The organism is Paractinoplanes toevensis (assembly GCF_018332695.1).
Lineage (GTDB): Bacteria > Actinomycetota > Actinomycetes > Mycobacteriales > Micromonosporaceae > Actinoplanes > Actinoplanes toevensis.
On the sequence record NZ_BOQN01000286.1, the window covers coordinates 1 to 526 of the forward strand.

Annotated in this window: 2 protein-coding genes; both read left to right on the forward strand. The window is 70.2% G+C overall.

Annotation, left to right across the window (positions count from 1 at the left end):
• Nucleotides 1-264, forward strand: a 264-nt coding sequence (locus Ato02nite_RS51255; protein ID WP_213014008.1) for a tetratricopeptide repeat protein, incomplete at its 5' end; no start/stop codon positions are given.
• 72 nt (nt 265-336) lie between these two features.
• A partial coding sequence (locus Ato02nite_RS51260) for a hypothetical protein (RefSeq protein WP_213014009.1) occupies nt 337-526 on the forward strand: 190 nt, incomplete at its 3' end.

Genomic DNA, 526 nt, shown 5'->3' on the forward strand with positions numbered 1-526 from the left:
ACCCTGGACAGCCTCGGCTACGCCCACCAGCATCTCCTCGACCACCGGCAGGCCGTCGACTGCTACGAGCGCGCCATCGGCACCTTCCGCCGGCTCGGCTACGCCTCCATGACGGCCGACGCCCTGGAACGCCTCGGCGACACCCACCACGAGGCGGGCCGCACCGGCGCCGCCCGCGAGGCCTGGACGGACGCCCTGAACATCCGCATCGAACTCGACGACGAGGCGGCCGGGCAGGTACGAAAGAAGCTCAGTGCCCGCTAAAACGAACATATTGCCTTCACACCCGCATAATCCCGCCAAAGTATGACAATGCGGGCAGTGGAGGCGGGTGCGATGCCAAACCGTGGCAGCGCCGCCTCCCTGCCGGACGGCGTCGTCGACCCGCAGTTCTTCAACGGCGCCGACACCGTACGCCGGTTGGGCCTTCTGCATGGCGGCGCCGGACTGGCCGGGCTGGCCTTCGTCCTGGCCCGACTGGCCGGTGGAACCGCCGGGGACGGACTGCAGATCGCCGCGGCCGCGC